The sequence below is a fragment of the Vogesella alkaliphila genome, from assembly GCF_014652475.1.
GTDB classification, from domain to species: Bacteria; Pseudomonadota; Gammaproteobacteria; order Burkholderiales; family Chromobacteriaceae; genus Vogesella; species Vogesella alkaliphila.
The window spans coordinates 16,809-35,384 of sequence record NZ_BMYW01000009.1 but is presented as its reverse complement, the minus strand read 5'-3'; the positions used below and the strand labels follow the sequence as shown (position 1 = coordinate 35,384).

The window sequence follows — 18,576 nt, the reverse complement described above, 5'->3', positions numbered from 1 at the left end:
TCAGTGGCCGCCGCCCTTCACCAGATCCTCGACCACCTTCTTGGCGTCGCCGAACACCATCATGGTCTTGTCCATGTAGAACAGCTCGTTGTCGAGGCCGGCGTAGCCGACGCTCATCGAGCGTTTCACCACGATCACGGTACGGGCCTTGTGCGCTTCCAGGATCGGCATGCCGTAGATCGGGCTGGACTTGTCCTTCTGCGCCGCCGGGTTCACCACGTCGTTGGCACCGATCACCAGCACCACGTCGGTGTTGGCGAAGTCGGAGTTGATCTCCTCCATCTCCTGCACCCGCTCGTATGGCACCTCGGCTTCTGCCAGCAGCACGTTCATGTGCCCCGGCATGCGGCCGGCCACCGGGTGGATGGCGTAGCGCACGTTGACGCCCTTCTCGTGCAGCAGCTCGGCAAATTCCTGCAGCGCATGCTGGGCGCGCGATACCGCCAGGCCATAGCCCGGCACGATGATCACGGAATCGGCATTGCCCATCAGGAAGGCCGCGTCTTCGGCGGAGCCGGACTTGTAGTTCTTCGGACCGGACGCCGCCGCGCCACCGCTTGCCACTTCGGCACCGAAGCCGCCCAGCAGCACGCTGACGATGGAACGGTTCATCGCCTTGCACATGATGTAGGACAGGATGGCACCGGAGGAGCCGACGCAGGCACCAGCGATGATCAGTACCGGGTTGTTCAGTGTGAAGCCGATACCCGCCGCCGCCCAGCCGGAGTAGCTGTTCAGCATCGACACCACCACCGGCATGTCGGCACCGCCGATCGGGATGATCAGCGTCACGCCCAGAACCAGCGCGATGGCCACCATCATCAGGAACGCGGCGTGGCTGTCGCTGAGGAAGTACAGCACGCCGAAGCCGACCATCGCCAGCGCCAGCACCAGGTTCAGCAGATGCTGGCCGCCAAAGTTCACCGCCTTGGCGCCGAACTTGCCCGACAGCTTGCCGTAGGCCACCACCGAAGCGGTGAAGGTGATGGCGCCGATGAAGGCACCGATGAACAGCTCGATCTTCTGCACGCCGGTGTGCTCGACACCGCTGTGGAAGATGGCCGCCACCGCGATCAGCACCGCGGACAGGCCGACCAGCGAGTGCATCGCCGCTACCAGTTCCGGCATGCCGGTCATTTCCACGGTCTTGGCTTTCCAGGCACCGATGGCACCGCCGGCGACGATGGCGCCGGCGATCAGCGCCAGCACCGGCTTGTCCATGATCAGGAAGGTGGTCACCACCGCGATCAGCATGCCGAGCATGCCGTAGCGGTTACCCTGGATGGCGGAGGTGGGCGACGACAGCCCTTTCAGTGCCAGGATGAACAGCACCGCCGCGACCAGATACAGTATTGCCGAGAGATTTTCCATCGTGAGGTCCCTTATTTTTTCTTCTTCTTGAACATGTCGAGCATGCGCTGGGTGACCAGGAAGCCGCCGAAGATGTTGATGCTGGCAAGGAAGATACCGATGGTGCCCAGTACCGAGGTGATGCTCAGCTCGCTGCCATTGATGTCCACCACCTGCAGCATGGCGCCGACGATGATGATGCCGGAGATGGCGTTGGTGACGGCCATCAGCGGCGTGTGCAGCGCCGGGGTGACGTTCCACACCACGTGGTAGCCGACGAACACGGCGAGGACGAAGATGGTGAAGCTGGTGATGAACGGATCAACCATGGGTGGTCTCCTTCTTGGCCGGACTGGCCACGTTGGCCGCAGGGAAGCGCACCTCGCCGGCGTGGGTGACCAGGGTGGCCGCCAGCAGCTCGTCTTCCAGATTGAGGGTGAAACCTTCCTTGCTGAGCATCAGGCTCAGGAAGGTGAGCAGGTTCTTCGCGTACAGGCTGGAGGCGTCAGCCGCCACCATGCCCGGCAGGTTGGTGCTGCCGACCACGGTGACACCGTTGTCGGTGGTGATCACCTCGCCCGGCGCCGTCAGCGCGCAGTTGCCGCCGGCTTCGGCGGCGAGGTCGATGATCACGCTGCCCGGCTTCATCGCCGCCACGATGTCGGCGCCGATCAGCGTGGGCGCCTTCTTGCCCGGAATCAGCGCGGTGGTGATGATGATGTCGGCCTGGCGCGCGTGCTTGGCCACCAGCTCGGCCTGGCGCTGCTTGTAGTCGTCGGACATTTCCTTGGCGTAGACGCCGTCGTTGGCCTTCTTCTCTTCCTCGCTCATCGGCACCTCGATGAACTTACCGCCCAGCGATTCCACCTGTTCCTTGGTCGACGGACGCACGTCGGTGGCTTCCACCACCGCGCCCAGGCGCTTCGCCGTGGCGATGGCCTGCAGGCCGGCCACGCCCACGCCCATGATCAGCACCCGCGCCGGCTTCACCGTGCCGGCGGCGGTCATCAGCATCGGCATGAAGCGCGGGTAGTAGTGGGTGGCCAGCAGCACCGCACGGTAGCCGGCGATGTTGTTCTGGCTGGACAGCACGTCCATGCTCTGCGCACGGGTGGTGCGCGGCAGCAGCTCCATGGCGAAGGCGGAGACCTTCTTCTGGGCCAGCGCCGGGAAGGTGGTGTTCTGGTACGGCGCCAGCTGGCCGATCAGCACCGCGCCGTCCTTCAGCTCGGCGATGGCCTCGGCTTCCGGCGGGCGCACGGTGAGCACGATGTCGCCCTGGGCCAGCGCCTCGGCGCGCGAGGCGGCCAACGTGGCCCCGGCCTCGACATAGGCCGCATCCGGCACCGCGGCATGCCGCCCGGCCCCGGTCTCGACCACCACGGTGTGACCCATGGCGACGAGTTTCTTCACCGTTTCCGGTGTGGCGGCCACGCGGGTTTCACCTGCCAGCCGTTCGGTGGCAATAGCGATTTGCATGGTCTTCCTTTCTGCAAATGGTTGAATGACAAATTTAAAAACGACGGAGATAGCGAACGCCCGTGCGAGGCTTGATTTCGAACGAGCGTTTGAATTGGTAATTAATCACAAATTTGTGATTTGGCGCAATGCTTTTACATAAAAGCGACATCCGCTTGCCGGCGATCGCCGCCGGGCACCTTGCTATTGGCTATAGGAATACTGTCTGACAGTTTTTTAATCAAATGATTTGACGATGTATTTTCATCTATCACGCCTTGATAGCACACAACTGTTGCCATTTTTGTACGTTGTTGCGGGGCAACATCCGGGCGCCGGGGCGACGCCTGCCGCCGCCCGGCAGCCAGGGTTGGCCGCATTCTTCATGTCAAAAGTATTTTTTGCACCGCAATAACCGTTTCAGTAAACCGTTTTGCCTGCCATGCTGTAAACAAGGGCTTACGCTTAAGGGATAACACTTGCCCGCCGGCTGCTGCCGGCGCGCGCCGCCCGTTCACGACAAGGAGACGCTCATGCACTGGCCTTACCCGGTGGGCTTTGCCCACCGCCTCGGCGGCGCGCTGGCGCCGGAAAACACGCTGGCCGGCCTGCTGCTGGCACACCGGCTGGGGGTGACCGCGGTGGAGTGTGACGTGCAGCTCAGCGCCGACCGGGTGGCGGTGATCGCCCACGACGCCGAGCTGGAGCGCACCACCAGCGGCAACGGCGCGCTGGCGGCGCACACCGCGGCGGAACTGTTGCAGCTGGACGCCGGCCGCCATCACCATCCGGCCTTTGCCGGCGAAGCGCTGCCCAGCCTGCAGAAACTGGCCGCCACGCTGCGGCGGCTGGGGATGGCGGTCAATCTGGAGCTGAAGCCGGACGGCGACGCGCGGCGGATGGGACAGCTGTGCGCGGCGCAGATCCGCCAGCACTGGCAGGGCGCGGCGCTGTTGCCGCTGGTGTCCTCATTCAGCGCCGAGGCGCTGCTCGGGGTGCACGAGGCGGCGCCGGAGCTGCCGCTGGCACTGCTGGTGGAAGAGCTGACCCCGGCACAGGTGGCGCAGGCGCAGGCGCTGGGATGCCGCGCGCTGCACGTCTGCCACCGTGCGCTGAGCGCGGAGTGGGTGGCACAGCTGCACGGCCTTGGCCTCGCGGTGATGGCGTGGACGGTCAACCAGCCGCAGGAGATGCAGCGCCTGCGTCAGTGGGGGGTCGACATGCTGTGCAGCGACCGTCCCGACCGCTTCGACCCGGCCTGGGCGGCCTGAACGGCATGGCCGTCCAGAATGCGCCTGACGCTGCCATCGCGCAGCATCTGCTGCAATTGTGCGCTCAGTCGCGGTCTGGCGGCCTGTACCGCCGGCGACAGCCGTGACAGCGCGATGCGTCGCGGCAGCTCACCGGGGAACTGCAGCTCGGCGCGGCGGTACTGGCGGGCACCCAGCTCCCGGCTCAGCTGGCTGCCCTGTTGTGCATTGATCAGCAGCACGTCGAAGCGCTTCGCCGCCAGCTTGCGCAGCGCCAGCCTGGCGTTGGACGCGGCATCGCGGCGCATCAGCCTGTCTTCATCGAAACGCTGGAAATAGCTGGCGCCTTCCACCACCCCGACGCGCATCGCGTACAGGTCTTCGTAGCGCCGGATCGGGCGCGGGTCATCGCGCCGCTGCAACACCACGGTGGCGGTGGCCGGCGCGAACGGCGGATCGAGAAAATCCAGATAACGGTCGCGCTCGTCGTTGCCGCGGAGGCCGATGCTGAGGTCGGCCTGGCCGCGCTCCAGCAGCGCCAGGCAGCGCTGCAGCGGGCAGTGCACGATGTCGAGCTGCACGCCGCTGCGCCGCGCCAGCTCCTGCAGCAGCTCGGTATAGGGGCCGGCCGGCTTGCCGTCGGCGTCCACGGTCTTGTACGGCTCGAAGCGGCTGAAGGCGTACACCAGCGTCGGTGCGGGGGGGGATGTGGCGGCGGCGCTGGCCGGCGGGGCCAGCCACAGCAGGGGCAGGGCAAACAGCAGAGTGCGGACGATCATGGGCAGCGGGCAGGCAAGGGTTGGCAACGTGGCGTGTTGCCTCCCGCGGTGGCGGGAGCGGCGCGCCGTGGCACAGCGTAACACGACGCGTTTGCTTGCCGGCGGCAACTTATCTCTCTGACATGGTTGCGGCCAACCCTGGCGCTGACGTTGGCAGCAGGCGCCCGCCGTACCGCCTCAGCCGGCCGACCACACCACCGGGAACCAGTCCTCGCGCAGCCGCTCGCCGTGGCGCTGGTTGATGCCGGGGAAGGGCGGCGAGGTGCGGCCCGGGCGTTCGGCGTAGCACACGTCGTCGCCAAGGAAGCGGGCGGAGAAGGCGCGGCGGCGATTGCCACCCTGGTTGCCGGCGGCGCCGTGCACGGTGCGGAAATCGAACAGCACCGCGTCGCCCGGCTCCAGCTCCGGCGCGAGGATGGTGTAGCTGCCGTCCTCCACGTCCGGCATCTCCATGTAGTCGTCGTCGCCGGCGAAGAAATTCTCGTTGCTGGACCAGCGCTTGGGGCGTACCAGCTTGGGCCAGCGGTGCGAGCCGAGCACCACGCGCAGCGTGTTGTCCTGCGTCACCGGATCGAGCGGAATCCAGTAGCTGGCGGTCTGTTCGCCGTCGACGCAGTAGTAGGGGATGTCCTGGTGCCACGGCGTGGCCTTGGCGGTGCCCGGCTCCTTCACCAGAATGTGCTCGTGGAAGATCTGCACCTGGCGCGCGCCCATCAGCTGCCCGGCCAGCGCCGCCGCCGGCGACTGGTGGATGAAGCGGGAAAACGGCTCGATACGCTGCCAGTTGCAGTAATCCTCGAAGAAACGGCCGCGTTCGCTGCCGCCGACGTTCTCGATCGCGAACGGGCCGGGGGCGGCCAGTACCTGCTCGAAACCGTCGCGCAGCGGGGCGATCCAGTCGCGGAACACGCCGCGCAGTACGATGACGCCGTCGCGCCGGAACGCCGCGATCTGTTCATTACCGATAGTGACTGCCTGCATCTGCTGCTCCTTGCTTGCGGTGGGGAATGCCGGGTTGGCCACCTCAGTATCGGTTCACGCGCTATCATAATAAAAATATATACTTCCTATTTTTCATTATTAAAAAAGATGATCAATTTCTCGCTGCGCCAGCTGCAGTACTTCGTCGCCACCGTCGAGCATGGCGGCGTCAGCGCCGCCGCGCGCGCCTGCCACGTGTCGCAACCGTCGGTGTCGCTGGCCATTGCGCAGCTGGAAACGGCGCTCGGCAGCGCGCTGTTCCGCCGCCAGGCCAGCCGCGGCGTGGAACTGACCGCCGCCGGCCAGCGCGTGCTGGCGCAGGCGCGCGACATCCTAGTCCAGGCGGCGGCCCTCGGCGCCGGCGGCGCGTCCGGCGAGCTGCGCGGCCAGCTGTCGCTGATCTGCTTCCAGGACCTCGGCCCCTACTTTGCGCCGCGGCTGCTGGCCGGTTTTCACGCGCGCCATCCGCAGGTGGCGGTCACGCTGCTGGAAGGCGATCTGGCCACGGTGCAGCGCGCGCTGCGCAGCGGCAAGGCCGAGCTGGCGCTGACCTACGAGCTGGCCATCGACGCGCAGACTGCGCGCAGCACGCTGGCGGAGCTGGTGCCGTACGCGCTGCTGCCGGCCGACCATCCGCTGGCGGCGCAGGACACGGTGTCGCTGGCGCAGCTGGCCAGCCAGCCGCTGGTGCTGGAGGACATCCCGCACACCCGCGAGTACCTGCTGTCGCTGTTCTGGCAGCAGCAGCTGACGCCGCGCATCGCGCAGACGGTGCAGAGTTTCGAGATGCAGCGCGGGCTGGTGGCGCACGGTTATGGCGTGGCGCTGTCGTGCACCCGCCCGGCCGGCGACTGCAGCTACGACGGCACGGCCATCGCCTGCCGTCCGCTGGCGGAAACGCTGCCGGCGCAGCGGGTGGTGCTGGCGCAGGCGCCCGGCGCGGAGGCGTCGCCGCTGGTGGCGGCCTTCGTCGCGTCGGCGCAGGCGGCGGGCTGAGGCAGAGGTCACACGCAGCAAAAACCCGCCACGGCGGCGGGTCTTGCGGGCGGTGTGTGCGGCAGGTGGCCTACTTGCCGATGCAGAAGCGCGAGAAGATGACGCCCAGCAGGTCGTCGGGGGTGAAGCGGCCGGTGATTTCCGACAGCGCGTTCTGCGCCATGCGCAGCTCCTCGGCGAAGATTTCCACCATCTGCCAGTCCTGCTCGGCGAGGTCGAGGTGGCCGGCGGCGCGGGCGATGGCGTCCAGGTGGCGTTCGCGGGCCAGGAACACGCCCTCGCTGTCGCCCTGGTAGCCGATCATCTCCAGCAGCAGCGCGCGCAGGTCGTCCACGCCGGCGTGGGTGCGCGCCGACAGCCGCACCACCGGGTGACCGTCTTCCTCGCTGCGGCCAACCTTGTCGCCGGACAGGTCCACCTTGTTGAACACGTGCACGCGCGGCAGGTTCGCCGGCAGTTTGCCGAGGATGGCCTCGACTTCCGGCACGATGCCTTCGCGGCTGTCGACCAGCACCAGCGCCACGTCGGCGCGTTCCACCGCCTGCCAGGTGCGCGCGATGCCGATCTTTTCCACCACGTCGTCGGTGTCGCGCAGGCCGGCGGTGTCGATGATGTGCACCGGCACGCCGTCGATGACGATCTCCTCGCGCACGGTGTCGCGGGTGGTGCCGGCGATGTCGGTGACGATGGCGATGTCGTCGCCGGCCAGCGCGTTCATCAGGCTGGACTTGCCGACGTTGGGCTGGCCGACCAGCACCACGTGCATGCCCTCGCGCAGCAGCGCGCCCTGGCGCGCGGTGGCCTGCACCTTGCCCAGCTGGCCGCGCAGGCGACGCAGGCGGCCGACGGCGTCGGCCTTTTCCAGGAAGTCGATGTCTTCCTCGGGGAAGTCCAGCGTCGCCTCCACCAGCATGCGCAGGTTGATCAGCTCGTCGACCAGCACGTGGATCTCGCCGGAGAAGGCGCCCTTCAGCGATTTCAGCGCGCTCCTGGCCGCGCTCTCGCTGGCGGCGTCGATCAGGTCGGCGACACTCTCCGCCTGCGCGAGGTCCAGCTTGTCGTTGAGGAAGGCGCGCTTGGTGAATTCGCCGGGTTCGGCGAGGCGCGCGCCCAGCTCGACGCAGCGCGACAGCAGCATCTTCAGCACCACCGGCCCGCCGTGACCCTGCAGCTCGATCACGTCCTCGCCGGTAAAGCTGTTCGGGCCGGGGAAGTACAGCAGCAGGCCGTTGTCGATCGGCGTGCCGTCGGCGGCGACAAAGTCGGTATAGGTGGCGTAGCGCGGCCTGGGCGTCTTGCCGCCGCTGAGGGCCTGGGCCAGCGGCAGCAGCTGCCGGCCGGAGACGCGTACCACGCCGACGCCGCCGCGGCCGGGGGCGGTGGCAACGGCACAGATGGTGCTGGGGGTGTAGGCAAGGTTCATCGCGGGGTCCGTCGGGTCGGTTGCTTGCGGCCAACGTTGGCCGCAAGGCGAAGGTGTCGAGGCAAGCGGTGCGCGCTTGGCTGGAGACCCTCGGCAAGGAAAAAAGCCCGGCCATGACGGCCGGGCTTTGATTTTACGCCAGCTTGGCGGCTGCTTACGATTGCAGTGCCAGTTTGCGGGCTTTTTCGATGCTCTGGTTCACGTACCACTGCTGCGCGATCGACAGCAGGTTGTTGACGACCCAGTACAGCACCAGGCCAGCCGGGAAGAAGAAGAACATCACCGAGAACGCGACCGGCATGATCTTCATCATCTTCGCCTGCATCGGATCGGCCGGCGGCGGGTTGAGGAAGGTCTGCGCGAACATGGTGATCGCCATCAGCGCCGGCAGGATGTAGTACGGGTCCGGACGGGCCAGGTCGGCGATGTACAGCCAGTCGGCCTGGCGCAGCTCGACCGAGGCCAGCAGCGCCCAGTACAGGCCGATGAACACCGGAATCTGGATCAGCATCGGCAGGCAGCCGCCCAGCGGGTTGACCTTCTCGGTCTTGTACATCTCCATCACCGCCTGCTGGAACTTCATGCGGTCGTCGCCGTACTGCTGCTTCAGGTTTTCCAGACGCGGTGCCAGCACCTTCATCTTCGCCATCGAGCGGTAGGACGCGGCGGTCAGCGGGTAGAACACCGCCTTCACGATCAGCGTCAGCAGGATGATGGCCCAGCCCCAGTTCTGCACCATGCTGTGCAGCTTGGTCAGCAGCCAGAACAGCGGCGAGGCGAAGATGTGCACCATGCCGAAGTCCTTGGCGAACTCCATGCCGTCGGCCACCTTGGTGATGGTGTTGTATTCTTCCGGACCGGCGTACAGCGGGACCGCGATGCTGGCGCTCTGGCCGGCGGCGATCGGGGCCACGTTGACCATGGCGGCGGCGGAGTAGGCGCCGCTCTTCGGCTCCAGCTGGAAGGTACACGCCTGCGCATTGGCGCACACGGACTTGCCGTCCAGCGGCTTCAGGATCCAGGCGCTCATGAAGTAGTGCTGCAGCATCGCCACCCAGCCGTTGTCGGCGTTCTTCACGTACTCGGCCTTGCCCTTGTCCAGGTCGGAGAAGGCGACCTTCTGGAAGGTGCCTTCGGTGGTGTACACCGCCGGGCCGGTGAAGGTCTGCGCGAAGCGGCTTTCGCCTTCCGGTGCCTTGCCGTCACGCAGCAGGCGGAAGTAGGCGGTGCTGGCCAGCGGCGTGGTGCCGGCGTTGACGATGTCGTAACGCACGTCGATCAGGTAGCTGCCCTTGTGGAAGGTGTACACCTTGCTCACCTTGACGCCATTGGCTTCCGGCGCGGTCAGCTTGATCTCGACCTTGTCGCCTTGCAGCGTGTAGGCGGTCTTTTCGGCGCTGAACACGGTCTTGTGGGTCGGCAGCGCGGCGTTGCCGGCGGAGACCAGGCCGGTCTGCGCCACGTACAGGTGGGCGCCCTTGTCGGTGAACAGCTCGAACGGCTTGCTGGCGTCTTCCGCCGCATTGTGCTTGAGCAGTTGCAGGCTGCGCAGATCGCCACCGGTGGTGTCGATTTCGGCCTTGACCAGGTCGGTGGTGACGGTGATGCGCTGGCCGCGGCTCAGGCTGCTGCTGTCGGCAGGCTGGGCGACGTTGTTGGCGGCGGCAGGGGTATCGCTATTGCTCGCGGCTGTGCTGGCTTGCTGTGTCACGGCAGGCTTCGCGACGGGTTTCGGCGCGAAGTATTCTTGCCAGAGCAACAGGATGCTGAATGACAGCGCGATAAAGATGATCAGTCGTTTGGAATCCATCTTACTTACCGGAAAAGTCAGGGAACCGGGTCATGGCCGCTGCCACCGAGCGGGTGGCAACGACTAATCCGTCGTATCGCTAGCCAGCTGCCCTTGATCACGCCGTGCTTTTGCAATGCCTCGATGGCATAGGCGGAGCAGGTTGGCTGATACCGGCAACGCGGCGGCAGCCAGGGGCTGATCGCCAGCTGGTAAAAGCGGATCAAGAGGACGAAGAGTCGCGACATCGGGCTAGTTTAGCAAAGAGCGCAGCCAATGCCTTTACCGCTTCGTGATATTCGCCGCGATAGTAGGCTTGGCGTGATCTGACCACAAAGTCCATCGGCGGCAGATCATGACGGTGCAGCCGGAACCACTCGCGCACGGTGCGCTTGATGTAGTTGCGGCGGTTGGCGCGTTTGGCCACCTTCTTGCCGACCACCAGACCGAGACGGGCGTGGGTCAGACCGTTCGGGCGGGCGTACACCTGGAACAATTGGTTGCTGCGCGCGTTGCGCAAATGAAAAACGGATGAATACTCATCCGTTTTTAACAGCCGGTGCGCACGGCGAAATGTGTTGTCCAAGCGTTATACAGCCAGACGCTTGCGACCTTTGGCGCGACGGGCGGCCAGAACGGCGCGACCACCACGGGTCTTGGAGCGAACGAGGAAGCCGTGGGTACGCTTGCGGCGGGTAGTGGAAGGCTGGTAAGTACGTTTCATGATGGTTTTCCTGTTTCGAAACGGAAATAAACGCGTGATTACATAGATAAATGCCGGAATTGTCAACCTAATTAACAGTTTGCGGCCCTGCTTGTCGACGGCGCGGCCACAGTCGCGGCGATCCGTCGGCCTCTGTGGCCCGTCGTGGCCGGCGGCAGCGATATTTCGCCGGTGCTGTGGATAACTTTTGGCAAAGCCAGTAGAATGTACCGCTTGTGACCCTGTCCACCGGACGGCATCGGCAGCGCCGGATCGCCGTCCGCCAGACACCAGAGACAGGGCGATTCCACACCGAACATCGTGACTGCCGCCCGGCACCCGCCGCGCGCGCAGCCTCCCCGCCGCCCCCGAACTACCTGTTTATAGTCTGCGGCGGCATTTCGTTTTTAACTTGAAGCATTGATGACTGAACCGGAAAACTTCTGGCCTGCGTGCCTGACGCGTCTTGAGGAAGAACTGTCCTCACAGCAATTCAACACCTGGATCCGCCCGCTCTCTGCCGAGGCCGGCGACGAGGGTGTGGTGCTGTACGCGCCAAACCGCTTCATCCTGCAGTTCATTAAGGATCGTTTCCTGGCGCGCATCGAGGCGCTGGCGATCGAACTGCTGGGCGAGGTGTCCGTGGAGCTGCGTATCGGTGCCGCCGCCGGCGCGCCGGTGACGGTGGCGCGCCCGGCGCCGGCCAGCAGTGCGCCGCGTGGCAACGACAACCCGCCTGCGGCCAACGTTGACGTGGCGGCGGCGGTGGCCAAGGTCAGCGCCGCGACCGGCAGCAGCCAGTTCGCGCCGACGGCGAAGCAGACCGCGGTCAAGGCCATCGGCGGCGGCCACGAGAGCACCCGCCTCAATCCGAGCTTCACCTTCGACACGCTGGTGACCGGTAAGGGCAACCAGCTGGCGCGCGCGGCGGCGATGCAGATTGCCGAGAACCCGGGCGACCCGGCCTACAACCCGCTGTTCGTGTACGGCGGCGTCGGCCTGGGTAAGACGCACTTGATCCAGGCCATCGGCAACCACGTCTACCTGAAGAATCCGCAGGCCAAGATCCGCTACATCCACGCCGAGCGCTACGTCGCCGACATCATGCGCGCCTACCAGCACAAGGCCTTCGACGAGTTCAAGCGCTACTACCATAGCCTGGACCTGCTGCTGATCGACGACATCCAGTTCTTCGCCGGCAAGAACCGCACCCAGGAAGAGTTCTTCTACGCCTTCAACGCGCTGATCGAGGGCGGCAAGCAGGTGATCATGACCTGCGACAGCTACCCCAAGCAGATCGAGGGCATGGAAGAGCGCCTGATCTCGCGCTTCAGCTGGGGCCTGACCGTGGAGATCCAGCCGCCGGAGCTGGAAATGCGCGTCGCCATCCTGATGAAGAAGGCCGAGGCCGACAGCACCAAGCTCGACCACAACGTCGCCTTCTTCATCGCCCAGAACGTGCGCAGCAACGTGCGCGAGCTGGAAGGCGCGCTCAAGCGCGTGGTGGCCTACGCCCGTTTCAGCAACCAGAGCATCACCATGGAGCTGGTCAAGGAGGCGCTGAAGGACATCCTCGCCGCCGGCAACCGCCAGGTCACCATCGAGACCATCCAGAAGACGGTGGCCGACTACTACAAGATCAAGCTGTCCGACATGCACAGCAAGAAGCGCTCGCGCGACATCGCGCGGCCGCGGCAGGTGGCGATGACGCTGGCTAAGGAGCTGACCTCGCTGAGTCTGCCGAACATCGGCGATGCCTTCGGCGGCCGCGACCACACCACCGTGCTGCACGCCTGCAAGACCATTGCCGAAATGCGCGGTAATGACAGCGAAATCGCGCACGATTACGATACGTTGCTCGCGATGTTGCGCAACTGATTCATTTGATAACGACACTGTAACCCTTCGGGAGTCCGCACATGCTGATTCTGCAAGCCGAACGCGATGCCCTGCTCAAGCCCCTGCTGGCTGTCACCGGCATCGTCGAGCGCCGCCACACCCTGCCCATTCTGTCGAATGTGCTGATCGAAAAACAGGCAGGAGCCGTCAGCTTCCTGGCGACCGACCTGGAGATCCAGATCACCACCGCCAGCCCGGACGACATCGCCGGCGACGCGTTCCGCCTGACCACCTCGGCGAAGAAGCTGCAGGACATCCTGCGCGCCATTCCCGGCAACACCATGGTGACGCTGGAACAGCAGGACGGCCGCCTGATGCTGAAGGCCGGCAAGAGCCGCTTCAACCTGCAGACGCTGCCGGCGGACGATTTCCCGCTGCTGTCGGCCGGCAGTGCCGCGCAGGCCAGCTTCCAGCTGAGCCAGCGCGACCTGAAGCGCCTGATCTCGCAGGTGCAGTACGCGATGGCGGTGCAGGACATCCGTTACTACCTGAACGGCCTGCTGTTGCAGACCGAAGGCAACCAGGTGCGCCTGATCTCCACCGACGGCCACCGCCTGGCGTTTGCCAGCGCCGACATCGAGGCCAGCCTCGACAAGGCCGAGGTGATCCTGCCGCGCAAGACCATCCTGGAGCTGTACAAGCTGCTGCAGGACAGCGACGAGACCATCAACATTGAGCTGCTGTCCAACCAGGTGCGTTTCAGCTTCGGCAACACCGTGATCATCAGCAAGGTGGTCGACGGCAAGTTCCCCGACTACAACCGCGTGGTGCCGCTGGATAACGACAAGATCTTCCTGATCGAGCGCGTGACCTTCCTGCAGGCGCTGCAGCGCGCCGCCATCCTCGCCAACGAGAAATTCCGCGGCGTGCGGCTGGTGCTGAAGCCGGGCGCGATGTCCATCCTGTGTACCAACAGCGAACAGGAAGAGGCGCAGGAAGAACTGGAAATCGCCTACCAGGGCGGCGAGCTGGAGATCGGCTTCAACATCAACTACCTGCTGGACGTGCTGACCAACCTGTCGGCCGACACCCTGCAGATGGCGTTTGGCGACAGCGTGCGCTCCACGCTGGTCACCATCCCCGACAACAGCAACTTCAAGTACGTCGTGATGCCGATGCGCATCTGACGACGGGCCACCCGCCACCGGCAACGGCGGCGGGCGGCATCGCACTGCGGCCAACCTTTGTCCAGCGTTGGCCGCACGCCGGTTAGGCCGGCACGGCAACGGTTTTCAACAGTGGGGCAACCGCCCCGGACGCACTGGCTGACAAAAGAGTGGTTTTATGAGCGAACAGGAATACGGCGCGGACAGTATTAAAGTCCTGAAGGGTCTGGATGCAGTACGCAAGCGCCCCGGCATGTACATTGGCGACACCCAGGACGGCACCGGTCTGCACCACATGGTGTTCGAAGTGCTGGACAACGCCATTGACGAAGCGCTGGCCGGCCACGCCGACACCATCAAAGTCACCATCCACCCCGACAACTCGATCTCGGTGGAAGACAACGGCCGCGGCATCCCCACTGACATCCACCCGGAAGAAGGCCGCTCCGCCGCCGAGGTGATCATGACCGTGCTGCACGCAGGCGGCAAATTCGACAGCAACAGCTACAAGATCTCCGGCGGCCTGCACGGCGTCGGTGTCTCGGTGGTGAACGCGCTGTCCGACTGGCTGAAGCTGAAGATCTGGCGCAACGGCCAGGTGCACGAGATGGAATTCCGCCGCGGCGAAGCCGTGGCGCCGCTGACCATGACCGGCCACACCACCCATCGCGGCACCGAAGTCACCTTCCGCGCCAGCGAGGAAACCTTCGGTGTGATCGAATTCCACTTCGACATCCTCGCCAAGCGCATCCGCGAACTGTCCTTCCTCAACCAGGGCGTGGCCATCACCCTGCTCGACAAGCGTACCGGCAAGGAAGAAAACTTCGCCTTCTCCGGCGGCGTCGCCGGCTTCGTGCAGTACATGAACCGCAACAAGTCGGTGCTGCACCCGAAGACCTTCTACGCCACCGGCGAAAAGGACGGCATGACCGTGGAAGTGGCGATGCAGTGGAACGATTCCTACCAGGAAAACGTGCAGTGCTTCACCAACAACATCCCGCAGCGTGACGGCGGCAGCCACCTGACCGCGCTGCGCCAGGTGATGACGCGTACGCTGAACGGCTACATCGAGGAATCCGAGGCCGCCAAGAAGGCCAAGGTCGATACCAGCGGCGACGACATGCGCGAAGGCCTGACCTGCGTGCTGTCGGTGAAACTGCCGGACCCGAAATTCTCCAGCCAGACCAAGGACAAGCTGGTCTCCAGCGAGATCGGCCCCGTGGTCAACGAAGTGATCAGCGAAGCCCTGAAGGACTTCCTGATGGAAAACCCGAACGACGCCAAGATCATCATCGGCAAGATCGTCGACGCCGCCCGCGCCCGCGAAGCCGCGCGCAAGGCTCGCGAGATCACCCGCCGCAAGGGCGTGATGGACGGCCTGGGCCTGCCCGGCAAACTGGCCGACTGCCAGGAAAAAGACCCGGCGATGTCCGAACTGTACCTGGTCGAGGGTGACTCCGCCGGCGGCTCCGCCAAGCAGGGCCGCGACCGCAAGTTCCAGGCCATCCTGCCGCTGAAGGGCAAGATCCTCAACGTCGAGCGCGCGCGCTTCGACAAGATGCTGCAAAGCCAGGAAGTGGCCACCCTGATCACCGCGCTGGGCTGCGGCATCGGCAAGGACGAATACAATCCGGACAAGCTGCGCTACCACCGCATCATCATCATGACCGACGCCGACGTCGACGGCGCCCACATCCGCACCCTGCTGCTGACCTTCTTCTATCGCCAGACGCCGGAGCTGGTCGAGCGCGGCCACATCTACATCGCGCAACCGCCGCTGTACAAGGCCAAGCACGGCAAGCAGGAACGCTACCTGAAGGACGACTACGAGCTGAACCAGTACCTGCTGCAACTGGCACTGGACAAGGCCGAGCTGATCCCGGCCGCCGGCGAAGCCGCGCTGTCCGGCGACACGCTGGGCGAAGTGGCGCGCCAGTTCCTGCTCGCCCGTGCCGCCATCGAGCGCGAAAGCCGCGTCGTCGATCCGCTGGTGCTGCACGCGCTGCTCAAGGTTGGCCGCATCGCTCTGGACAGCGAAGCCGCCGCCAACGCCGCCGTCAGCGAGCTGGCCGCGGTACTGCCGCCGGAACTGATCCGTCTCAATGTGCTGCGCGACGACAAGAACGACGCCTGGATGCTGAAGATCACCCGCCAGCTGCACGGCAACGTGCTGGTCACCGCGCTGGACCAGGACTTCCTCGCCACCGCCGACTACGACATCCTGTGCCAGACCCGCGACATGCTGCACGGCCTGCTGCGCGACGGCGCCAGCGTCAAGCGCGGCGACACGGTGAAGCCGATCACCGAATTCGGCGACGGCCTCGACTGGCTGCTGGGCGAAACCCGCAAGGGCCTGTCCATCCAGCGCTACAAGGGTCTGGGCGAGATGAACCCCGGCCAGCTGTGGGAAACCACCATGGACCCAACCGTACGCCGCCTGCTGAAAGTGCGCATCGAAGACGCCATGGCCGCCGACGACGTGTTCACCACGCTGATGGGGGATAACGTGGAACCAAGACGTGCTTTTATTGAAAGCCACGCCTTGATTGCACGGAACATCGATGTGTGATATAAGTGTTTGTTTTTAAAAGAAAAAGCGGCCTTTTGGCCGCTTTTTTTATGTGCTGTGCCACCCCCGTGGCGGGCACGCTTAGTTAAAAATATGGTCTGCGTGATAGGCCAAAAACTTAGGATTCGGCATGAATTTCTGGGGCAGGGTGATCGGTTTGCCATCCAATTGCCAGAGATAGTCCTTGGCCAAGTCGCTCTGATCCGCAAACAAGCGTGGTGACACGCGAATGAGGAAGTCTGGCGTCACGGTCAGCAGACCCTGATCGTAGGCTTTATCGTGCAATACCGATAAGCACAGGCCGTTTGCCGGATTCAGCCGCTGCTGCGCGTTTTCACGCCATGGCACGATGTGGCTGGCGACGAGTAGTTTTGGTTCGGCCAAGCCGGTAATGCAGCAGCGCCCTTGGTAACTGCTGAGTACTGCTTTACGGAAGAAGGCTTGCTTTACTCGCACTTTAGTTTGGCTAAGGGTGTTGTCGGCGTAGTAATCGGCGGTGATTGTGGTGGCCTCGTCACTAGACAACGGTGTCAGGCTTGCTTCTTGCTGGGCCAATTGATCAACCAGCACTTGGCTGTCGTAGCCGACTTGATCCGGATTGGCGCTGAATTCCGCCCAAATTGCCCGATCAAGCTGTGAAGCGCCGGCCAATCCCTTGCGCCCACTACCGGTGATGTCCGGGTCCAAACTGGCAAGGTTGCTCAGTTTCATCGCTAAGGCACTGGGCGTGCGTCCGATTTTGGCCGCGGTGGCAATGATCAAGGGATTACCTTGATGGAATTTCCCGAACGGTAGCTGGCAATACAGATTGATGGCGATGAGTAGCTGCTCGCGTGTCCAGTTATTCGACATGGTGGGATTTGGCCTTGGCGTTGACGATGCAGAGTGCACGCTCTTCCAGAAAGCATAACAGCTTTGCTAGCGTGATGATGACTGCGGCCAACCTTGACCGCAGCTGGCCCGTGATCTCCAGTTGTCCCCCATCCTCAACTCGCCAGCTTCCCCGCCGCCAGCAGCAGCAATCCCCCGGCCGTGGCTTCCGCCAGTCGCCGTTTGCGGTCGCTGAAGCGGCCCTTGCCGGCCATGCCGGCGACGCTGTAGCCGATCACGCTGTACACCACCGCGCAGGAGACGATGAAGATGCCCGACAGCAGCAGCGCCTGTGTCGCCACGCTGCTGCCGGGGCGGATGAAGTTGGGCAGGATCGACAGGTAGATCAGCAGGCCTTTCGGGTTGAGCAGGCTGGTGAGCAGGCCCTTGCGCAACAGGCCGTGCACCGGGCGGCTGTCCAGCTGCAGGCTGCCGGGGCGGCTGGCGGCGCGGAACATCTGCCACGCCAGGTACAGCAGGTAGGCAAGGCCGGTCCAGCGGATGGCGTGCAGCAGCGGCGGCCAGGCGCTGAGCAGGGCGGCGATGCCGAAGGCGGCCAGCAGCGCGTGCACGCTGTAGCCGGCGAGGATGCCGAGCGTGGCGCGGCGCACGGCGGCGCGGCCGCCGCTCAGGCCTTGCGAGGCGACGAACAGGATGTCGGGGCCGGGGCTGCAGACCAGCGGGAAGACGGTGAGGGCGAACAGCAGCAGGGTATCGCTGGGCATGGGGCGTTCTCTCTAGCAGATTGGCGGGGGCGCTTGCCGGGCGGGCAAGGGCGCGTGACTGCCGGAAATTCTAGGGTTTTCGCGCTGAAATCGGGTTGTGTTGTGACGCGGGTGGCGGCGTTGGAATAGAATCGGCTGCGAATAATCATGGAGATTGCCGCAGTGGATGCCGTAAAGCTGGACAGTATTGATCTCCGTATCCTGCACGCGCTGCAGCGCGACGGCCGTTTGCAGAACGTGGAGCTGGCGCGCGCGGCCGGTTTGTCGCCGTCGTCGTGCCTGCGGCGGGTGAAGCTGCTGGAGGAGCGTGGCGTGATCAAGCGCTACGTGGCGGTGCTGGACGGCGCCAAGGTCGGCGCCGGGCTGTCGCTGTTCGCGCGGGTGTGGTTCAAGGCGCAGGACGCGGACACCACCAACCACTTCATCGCCAGCGTGCGCGACATGGCGGAGGTGGTGGAGTGCCACATCATGGCCGGCGAGTGCGACGCGCTGCTGCGCATCGTGACGCGGGATCTGGCGTCGTACCGCCGGTTTCACGCCGAGCAGCTGACGCGCATCGCCAGCGTGCAGAGCGTGAAAACCGAGGTGCCGATGGAGACGGTGAAGCTGACCCACGCGGTGCCGCTGTAGGCGGTGCGCCGGCGGGGCCGTTTCCCGTCATAAGCGCCTGTTTTTCAT

General features: G+C 64.8%; 18 protein-coding genes. 6 read left to right on the top strand and 12 right to left on the bottom strand.

Going from position 1 to position 18,576, the window contains the following annotated elements; translation table 11 throughout:
- From IE100_RS12905 to IE100_RS12895, 3 genes are read right to left on the bottom strand one after another with little or no spacing between them, the layout of a single operon-like run.
- Complete coding sequence (locus tag IE100_RS12905; protein WP_189374766.1) at nucleotides 1-1,371, bottom strand: NAD(P)(+) transhydrogenase (Re/Si-specific) subunit beta; 1,371 nt, start codon at nucleotides 1,369-1,371, stop codon at nucleotides 1-3.
- Between the two features lie 11 nt (nucleotides 1,372-1,382).
- Entirely contained in the window at nucleotides 1,383-1,679 is a 297-nt protein-coding gene (locus IE100_RS12900; RefSeq protein ID WP_189354476.1) for a proton-translocating transhydrogenase family protein, read from the bottom strand.
- On the bottom strand, nucleotides 1,672-2,829 hold the full coding sequence (locus tag IE100_RS12895; protein ID WP_189374765.1) for a Re/Si-specific NAD(P)(+) transhydrogenase subunit alpha: 1,158 nt from the start codon (nucleotides 2,827-2,829) through the stop codon (nucleotides 1,672-1,674). Before IE100_RS12895 ends, IE100_RS12900 begins: the two co-directional genes overlap by 8 nt.
- A gap of 512 nt (nucleotides 2,830-3,341) precedes the next feature.
- On the opposite strand from IE100_RS12895, the gene ugpQ reads away from it, so the two are divergent.
- A complete protein-coding gene (gene ugpQ, locus IE100_RS12890; RefSeq protein ID WP_189374764.1) occupies nucleotides 3,342-4,079 on the top strand; it encodes a glycerophosphodiester phosphodiesterase in 738 nt (245 codons plus the stop codon).
- On the opposite strand, the gene IE100_RS12885 is transcribed toward ugpQ, so the two are convergent.
- Together IE100_RS12885 and IE100_RS12880 are read right to left on the bottom strand one after the other, a co-directional pair.
- On the bottom strand, nucleotides 4,013-4,837 hold the full coding sequence (locus tag IE100_RS12885; RefSeq protein ID WP_189374763.1) for a substrate-binding periplasmic protein: 825 nt from the start codon (nucleotides 4,835-4,837) through the stop codon (nucleotides 4,013-4,015). The genes ugpQ and IE100_RS12885 overlap by 67 nt on opposite strands.
- A gap of 177 nt (nucleotides 4,838-5,014) precedes the next feature.
- Complete coding sequence (locus IE100_RS12880; RefSeq protein WP_189374762.1) at nucleotides 5,015-5,818, bottom strand: phytanoyl-CoA dioxygenase family protein; 804 nt, start codon at nucleotides 5,816-5,818, stop codon at nucleotides 5,015-5,017.
- A 108-nt stretch (nucleotides 5,819-5,926) separates the two neighbouring features.
- Here IE100_RS12880 and IE100_RS12875 point away from each other — a divergent pair, with 108 nt between their 5' ends.
- Nucleotides 5,927-6,814, top strand: a complete 888-nt coding sequence (locus IE100_RS12875; RefSeq protein WP_189374761.1) for a LysR family transcriptional regulator — start codon at nucleotides 5,927-5,929, stop codon at nucleotides 6,812-6,814.
- A gap of 70 nt (nucleotides 6,815-6,884) precedes the next feature.
- On the opposite strand, the gene mnmE is transcribed toward IE100_RS12875, so the two are convergent.
- From mnmE to rpmH, 5 genes are all read right to left on the bottom strand, one after another.
- Entirely contained in the window at nucleotides 6,885-8,237 is a 1,353-nt protein-coding gene (gene mnmE, locus IE100_RS12870; protein ID WP_189374760.1) for a tRNA uridine-5-carboxymethylaminomethyl(34) synthesis GTPase MnmE, read from the bottom strand.
- Nucleotides 8,238-8,391: 154 nt separating this feature from the next.
- Nucleotides 8,392-10,047, bottom strand: coding sequence for a membrane protein insertase YidC (gene yidC / locus IE100_RS12865; RefSeq protein ID WP_189374759.1), 1,656 nt, complete (start codon nucleotides 10,045-10,047; stop codon nucleotides 8,392-8,394).
- A 17-nt stretch (nucleotides 10,048-10,064) separates the two neighbouring features.
- Entirely contained in the window at nucleotides 10,065-10,274 is a 210-nt protein-coding gene (yidD, locus tag IE100_RS12860; RefSeq protein WP_189374758.1) for a membrane protein insertion efficiency factor YidD, read from the bottom strand.
- Nucleotides 10,250-10,612 (bottom strand): ribonuclease P protein component, encoded by a 363-nt coding sequence (gene rnpA / locus IE100_RS12855; RefSeq protein WP_189374757.1) that lies wholly within the window; start codon nucleotides 10,610-10,612, stop codon nucleotides 10,250-10,252. Before rnpA ends, yidD begins: the two co-directional genes overlap by 25 nt.
- Before the next feature lie 3 nt (nucleotides 10,613-10,615).
- Nucleotides 10,616-10,750, bottom strand: coding sequence for a 50S ribosomal protein L34 (rpmH, locus tag IE100_RS12850; RefSeq protein ID WP_008955801.1), 135 nt, complete (start codon nucleotides 10,748-10,750; stop codon nucleotides 10,616-10,618).
- 402 nt (nucleotides 10,751-11,152) lie between these two features.
- Here rpmH and dnaA point away from each other — a divergent pair, with 402 nt between their 5' ends.
- From dnaA to gyrB, 3 genes are all read left to right on the top strand, one after another.
- Entirely contained in the window at nucleotides 11,153-12,607 is a 1,455-nt protein-coding gene (dnaA, locus tag IE100_RS12845; RefSeq protein ID WP_189374756.1) for a chromosomal replication initiator protein DnaA, read from the top strand.
- Nucleotides 12,608-12,648: 41 nt separating this feature from the next.
- Nucleotides 12,649-13,755: a DNA polymerase III subunit beta gene (gene dnaN, locus IE100_RS12840; RefSeq protein WP_189374755.1), complete on the top strand. Its 1,107-nt coding sequence runs from the start codon at nucleotides 12,649-12,651 to the stop codon at nucleotides 13,753-13,755.
- 157 nt (nucleotides 13,756-13,912) lie between these two features.
- Entirely contained in the window at nucleotides 13,913-16,303 is a 2,391-nt protein-coding gene (gene gyrB, locus IE100_RS12835) for a DNA topoisomerase (ATP-hydrolyzing) subunit B (RefSeq protein WP_189374754.1), read from the top strand.
- Between the two features lie 81 nt (nucleotides 16,304-16,384).
- On the opposite strand, the gene IE100_RS12830 is transcribed toward gyrB, so the two are convergent.
- Together IE100_RS12830 and IE100_RS12825 are read right to left on the bottom strand one after the other, a co-directional pair.
- Nucleotides 16,385-17,155 carry an HNH endonuclease gene (locus IE100_RS12830; RefSeq protein WP_189374753.1) on the bottom strand — a complete coding sequence of 257 codons (771 nt, stop codon included), beginning with the start codon at nucleotides 17,153-17,155 and terminating at the stop codon, nucleotides 16,385-16,387.
- A 134-nt stretch (nucleotides 17,156-17,289) separates the two neighbouring features.
- Nucleotides 17,290-17,898, bottom strand: coding sequence for a LysE family translocator (locus IE100_RS12825; protein ID WP_189374752.1), 609 nt, complete (start codon nucleotides 17,896-17,898; stop codon nucleotides 17,290-17,292).
- 147 nt (nucleotides 17,899-18,045) lie between these two features.
- Between IE100_RS12825 and IE100_RS12820 the strand changes: the two genes are divergently transcribed.
- Nucleotides 18,046-18,528, top strand: coding sequence for an Lrp/AsnC family transcriptional regulator (locus IE100_RS12820; protein ID WP_189374751.1), 483 nt, complete (start codon nucleotides 18,046-18,048; stop codon nucleotides 18,526-18,528).
- Nucleotides 18,529-18,576: the final 48 nt, after the last annotated feature.

What these genes read in the sequence shown, in the direction of transcription:
- IE100_RS12905 (WP_189374766.1), bottom strand. Translation starts at nt 1,371, where the DNA reads ATGGAAAATCTCTCGGCAATACTGTATCTGGTCGCGGCGGTGCTGTTC.
- IE100_RS12900 (WP_189354476.1), bottom strand. Translation starts at nt 1,679, where the DNA reads ATGGTTGATCCGTTCATCACCAGCTTCACCATCTTCGTCCTCGCCGTG.
- IE100_RS12895 (WP_189374765.1), bottom strand. Translation starts at nt 2,829, where the DNA reads ATGCAAATCGCTATTGCCACCGAACGGCTGGCAGGTGAAACCCGCGTG.
- ugpQ (WP_189374764.1), top strand. Translation starts at nt 3,342, where the DNA reads ATGCACTGGCCTTACCCGGTGGGCTTTGCCCACCGCCTCGGCGGCGCG.
- IE100_RS12885 (WP_189374763.1), bottom strand. Translation starts at nt 4,837, where the DNA reads ATGATCGTCCGCACTCTGCTGTTTGCCCTGCCCCTGCTGTGGCTGGCC.
- IE100_RS12880 (WP_189374762.1), bottom strand. Translation starts at nt 5,818, where the DNA reads ATGCAGGCAGTCACTATCGGTAATGAACAGATCGCGGCGTTCCGGCGC.
- IE100_RS12875 (WP_189374761.1), top strand. Translation starts at nt 5,927, where the DNA reads ATGATCAATTTCTCGCTGCGCCAGCTGCAGTACTTCGTCGCCACCGTC.
- mnmE (WP_189374760.1), bottom strand. Translation starts at nt 8,237, where the DNA reads ATGAACCTTGCCTACACCCCCAGCACCATCTGTGCCGTTGCCACCGCC.
- yidC (WP_189374759.1), bottom strand. Translation starts at nt 10,047, where the DNA reads ATGGATTCCAAACGACTGATCATCTTTATCGCGCTGTCATTCAGCATC.
- yidD (WP_189374758.1), bottom strand. Translation starts at nt 10,274, where the DNA reads ATGTCGCGACTCTTCGTCCTCTTGATCCGCTTTTACCAGCTGGCGATC.
- rpmH (WP_008955801.1), bottom strand. Translation starts at nt 10,750, where the DNA reads ATGAAACGTACTTACCAGCCTTCCACTACCCGCCGCAAGCGTACCCAC.
- dnaA (WP_189374756.1), top strand. Translation starts at nt 11,153, where the DNA reads ATGACTGAACCGGAAAACTTCTGGCCTGCGTGCCTGACGCGTCTTGAG.
- dnaN (WP_189374755.1), top strand. Translation starts at nt 12,649, where the DNA reads ATGCTGATTCTGCAAGCCGAACGCGATGCCCTGCTCAAGCCCCTGCTG.
- gyrB (WP_189374754.1), top strand. Translation starts at nt 13,913, where the DNA reads ATGAGCGAACAGGAATACGGCGCGGACAGTATTAAAGTCCTGAAGGGT.
- IE100_RS12830 (WP_189374753.1), bottom strand. Translation starts at nt 17,155, where the DNA reads ATGTCGAATAACTGGACACGCGAGCAGCTACTCATCGCCATCAATCTG.
- IE100_RS12825 (WP_189374752.1), bottom strand. Translation starts at nt 17,898, where the DNA reads ATGCCCAGCGATACCCTGCTGCTGTTCGCCCTCACCGTCTTCCCGCTG.
- IE100_RS12820 (WP_189374751.1), top strand. Translation starts at nt 18,046, where the DNA reads ATGGAGATTGCCGCAGTGGATGCCGTAAAGCTGGACAGTATTGATCTC.